The sequence below is a fragment of the Frankia gtarii genome (assembly GCF_025403375.1).
GTDB lineage: Bacteria > Actinomycetota > Actinomycetes > Frankiales > Frankiaceae > Frankia > Frankia gtarii.
In genome coordinates, this window is the sequence record NZ_JAMPTM010000398.1 from 1 (window position 1) to 4,490 (window position 4,490).

Annotated in this window: 3 protein-coding genes; 2 read left to right on the plus strand and 1 reads right to left on the minus strand. The window is 73.0% G+C overall.

Going from position 1 to position 4,490, the window contains the following annotated elements; all coding sequences use genetic code 11:
• Positions 1-1,531 (plus strand): NAD(P)/FAD-dependent oxidoreductase (locus NBZ83_RS30245; protein WP_261576324.1); only part of this gene is annotated, 1,531 nt, incomplete at its 5' end.
• 125 nt (positions 1,532-1,656) lie between these two features.
• Positions 1,657-3,699 carry a hybrid sensor histidine kinase/response regulator gene (locus NBZ83_RS30250; RefSeq protein WP_438803204.1) on the plus strand — a complete coding sequence of 681 codons (2,043 nt, stop codon included), beginning with the start codon at positions 1,657-1,659 and terminating at the stop codon, positions 3,697-3,699.
• A gap of 96 nt (positions 3,700-3,795) precedes the next feature.
• Here NBZ83_RS30250 and NBZ83_RS30255 read toward each other — a convergent pair.
• Positions 3,796-4,490: histidine kinase (locus tag NBZ83_RS30255; RefSeq protein ID WP_261576325.1), on the minus strand; the 695-nt coding region annotated here is incomplete at its 5' end.

Here is a 4,490-nt window from a genome sequence, read left to right on the forward strand (position 1 = left end):
GGGGTACATAGAGCGGTGGGAGCACCGCGACCGGCGGGCGTACCGACACGGGGTGGTGGTCATGCAGACGGCCGATGTGGCGATCGTGGGAGCGGGGCTGGCCGGGCTGTCCGCCGCCACGCTGCTCGCCGACCAGGGGCTCGACGTGGTGGTCTGGGAGGCGGCCGACGACGTCGGCGGGCGGGTCCGCACCGACGAGGTGGGCGGGTTCCGCCTGGATCGAGGCTTCCAGGTGCTGCTGCCGTCCTACCCGGAGGTCCAGCGCCAGATCGACCTGCCGGCGCTGCGACCGCAACCGTTCTTTCGCGGGCTGGTGCTGCGCGATGGCGTCCGGTCGGTGGTGCTCGGCGATCCGATCGGCGCTGCGGACGCGCTCGCGGGCCTGGTGCCGGGGCGGGCGCTGCGGGCCGCGGACCTGGCCCGGCTGGCGGTCCTCACGGCACGCGATCGCCTGGCGGCGCCGTCGACGCTGGTCGCCGGGCCCGAGCGCAGCACCCGCGAGGAGCTGCGGGCCCGCGGGTTGTCCGCCCACGCGATCGACGGGGTGCTCGCACCGCTGCTGCGCGGCGTCTTCCTGGAGGAGGATCTCGCGACCTCGGCGCGGTTCTTCCATCTCGTCTGGCGCAGCTTCGCCAGCCGGGCGCCGGTGCTGCCGGCCGAGGGAATGGCGGCGCTGCCCCGCCAGCTTGCGGCCCGGCTGCGGCCGGGCACGGTGCGGCTGGGCTGCCCCGCCGACATCGTCACCCGGGGCGGGGTGCGCTCCCGCGGCGGGGAGTCGCTGCGGGCCAGGGCGGTGATCGTCGCCACCGACGGCACCACCGCGGCCCGGCTGGTACCGGGGATCGCCGAGCCGGCCTGGCACGGCGTGACAACCTACTATTTCCAAGCGGACGAACCGCCGCTGCGCCGCGGCGCGCTCGTCGTCGAGGGCGCCGTCGACGCACGGCGCCCGGCTCGCCCGGGCCGAACCGGGCCAGTGATCAACACGGTGGTCCTCAGCGAGGTGGCTCCCTCGTACGCACCGCCGGGTTCCGCGCTGATCGCCGCGTCGGTACTGGGTGTGCCCGAGGACATGCCGGCCGTCGTGATGCCGCCCGGCCAACTCGATGTGACCGACCCGTTGCACGCGACCGGGCCGCTCAGCCTGACCGACCCGAACGCGGGGGCCGGGGCGCCGTCCGGCGTCGAGCGGGCCGTGCGCGCCCACCTCGGTGCCCTCTACGGCACCGACACCGCCGGTTGGACGCTGCTGGCCAGCTACCCGGTGGCGCGGGCGCTGCCCATCATGACGAGCCCACGTGTGCTCCGCCGGCCGGTGCGTACCCCGTCCGGCGTCTACGTGTGCGGCGATCACCGGGACACCAGCTCGATCCAGGGCGCCCTGTACTCCGGCCGACGCGCCGCTGAGGCCGTCGTGGCCGATCTCGGCGTCGCCCGCCCCGATCCGCCGACGGAGAGCCCCGGCGGACGGTCCGAGGCCGCCGCTGACGGCGATGTGGGTGTCTACACCGCCGCAGCCCGGAAGCGATGATCCGGCCGGCCCTCGGCGCGGGCCACGAGGTCGGCTCGGGTGGCACCGTCAGGCGGAGTCGCTGGTCGCCAGGTATGGGGCTGGCTGGGACTTCGGTGTAATTCAGCCGAGGTCTACCCGCGAGGGTGATGATGGCGGCCGGCGTCGGCGCTACGATCTTTCTGTCTGTAGCACGATGTTCACCCCGTGGGGTGGTTCACCTGGATGACAGCACGAGTCCCCTCGCCCGCGGCCTGCTCGACGCCGCGCCGGACGCGATCGTCGGCGTCCGCGCGGACGGCCGGATCGCGCTGGTCAACGCGCAGGCCGAGCGCCTGTTCGGCTACACCCGGGAGGAACTGCACGGCGTACCCGTCGAGATCCTGATCCCCGAGTCCGCCCGCCGCCTCCACCCGCACCACCGCGGTTCCTATCTGCGCGACCCGCAGCCGCGGCCGATGGGTGCGGGGATGGAGCTCGCCGGCCGTCGCCGTGACGGCAGCGAGTTCCCGGCGGAGATCTCCTTGTTGACCATCGAGAGTGAGGGCGAGATCCTCATCACCGCGGCGGTCCGGGATGTCACTGATCGTAAAAGAGTTGAGGCGAAGTTCCGCGGGCTGCTGGACTCGGCGCCGGACGCCATCGTCGGCGTCCTGCCCGACGGCCGGATCGCGCTGGTCAACTCCCAGGCGGAGCGCCTGTTCGGGTACAGCCGTGAGGAGCTGCACGGTCAGCCGGTCGAGATCCTCGTGCCGGAGGCCGGCCGGGCCCACCACCCGCGGCACCGCGACCGCTACTTCCACGATCCGCGGCCGCGGCCGATGGGTGCCGAGATGCAGCTCGCCGCCCGTCGCCGTGACGGCAGCGAGTTCCCGGCGGAGATCTCCCTGTCCGCCCTGGAGACAGAAGACGGTCTGCTCGTCTCGGCGGCGATCCGGGACGTGACCGACCGGCTGGAGGCGCAGGCGGAACGGGAACGCCTGCGCGCGCAGGCCGAGCGCAAGCAGATCGAGGGCCAGCTCCATCAGTCGCAGCGGCTGGAAAGCCTCGGCCAGCTCGCCGGCGGCGTCGCGCACGACTTCAACAACCTGCTCGGCGTGATCATCAACTACACCGCCTTCGTCGGCGAGGTGGTGGCGACGGCGGCCGAACGCGACGGCGGCCAGTGGGAGGCGGTCCGCCGCGACATCGAGCAGGTCCAGCGGGCCGCCGAACGGGCCACACGGCTGACCCACCAGCTGCTCGCCTTCGGCCGCCGGGAGGTCGTCCAACCGCGGGTGCTCAACCTCAACGACGTTGTGCGCGACATCGAGGAGATGCTGCGGCGCACCCTCGGTGAACACGTGGAGCTGATCACTCTGCCGGCCGCCGACGCCTGGCCGGTCTTCGCCGACGCCGGTCAGCTCGAACAGGTGCTGGTCAACCTGGCCGTGAACGCGCGTGACGCGATGCCGGCCGGCGGCAAGCTCACGATCGACACGTCGAACATCCTCGTCCATGAGGACATCGCCGGCGAGCGGCCCGGCCTGAAGGCCGGCCGGCACGTCAACCTGCGCATCAGCGACAGCGGCAGCGGCATGACCACGGAGACGGTCAGCCGTGCCTTCGAGCCGTTCTTCACCACCAAGCGCAAGGGAGAAGGCTCCGGCCTCGGCCTGGCCACCGTGTACGGCATCATCACCCAGGCCGGCGGTCACACGGAGATCTTCTCCGACGTGGGCCTGGGGACGACGGTGAGCATCCTGCTGCCGGCGGTGGACGGCGTCGCCGCCGCCCCCGAACCGATCTTCGACGGGGCCATCCTCACCGGCGGTGAGACGATCCTCGTCGTCGAGGACGAGCGGGCGATTCGCGAGGTCACCCGGCGCCTGTTGGCCCGCAACGGCTATCAGGTCATCACCGCGGCGGACGGGCATCGCGCTGTCGAGCTCGCCGTTCGCCACCCCGCCGAGATCCATCTCCTGCTGACCGACGTCGTCATGCCGCAGGTCCTCGGCCGGACCGTGGCCACGCTCGTCCGCCGGCACCGGCCGGGCATCCGGGTGCTGTTCATGTCCGGTTACGCCTACCCGGTGCTGGCGCACAACGGGACCCTCGATCAGGGCCTGGCGCTGCTGGGTAAGCCGTTCTCCGAGCAGGTGCTGCTGGCAAAGGTGCGGGCTGTCCTCGACAGCCCGGTCGAGACCTGATCGGTACCCGGAAGTGCCGGGGTGTCGGGAGTGCCGGGGTGCTGGGAGTGCCGGGGTGCCGGGAGTGCCGGGAGTGCCGGGTCGACGTCGGGCGCGTCAGGCGCCGGGGCGGTCGAGGCGGAACGCGGCACTCCAGCCGCCGGTCGAGGCGTCGTGGCGCAGCTCGACGCCGATCAGGTCGGCGACCGGGCGCAGCCGCGCGGCCCGCGCCGCGTCCGCCGGCGGCTCGTACGCGCGCGGCCGGACTCGCAGCAGCAGGTTGACCTCGGCCGGCGCCGAGCGCACCGCGAGCCAGGCGTGCTCGCCGGTCCCCACCGGATCGCTTGCCTGCAGCAACAGCTGCGCGGTGGCCAGCAGCACCGAGATCTCCGCGTGGGTGGGCGGGTGTTCGTCGACCTGGAGGTCGGTGTCCAGACGGTCGACGAGCAGGCCGGCGATCCGCAGGGTCAGACCCGCCGTCAGCGACTGGCGCGCGTCGTAACCGAAACGGAAGACGCCCGGCGGTAGCTGTAACGCGTTCGTCGCGGCGTGCAGATGGCTCTCGATCTCGTCGACGCGGTCGGCGAGGTCGGCGCGGTCGGCGAGGTCGGCGAGATCGCCGGACAGCCGACGCCGGACGCTGGCCAGGTCGAGCAGGACGGCGGTGAACTCCTGCATCGGGCCGTCGTGCAGCCGCTCGGTCAGTGACCGGTGCCCACGTTCCTGCAGGGCGACCATCAGGTGGAGCAGGTCGAACGACGGAGCGGGCGGGCAGCCCTCCGGTCCCGGCCGGCGGGGGTCGGGGCAGGCTG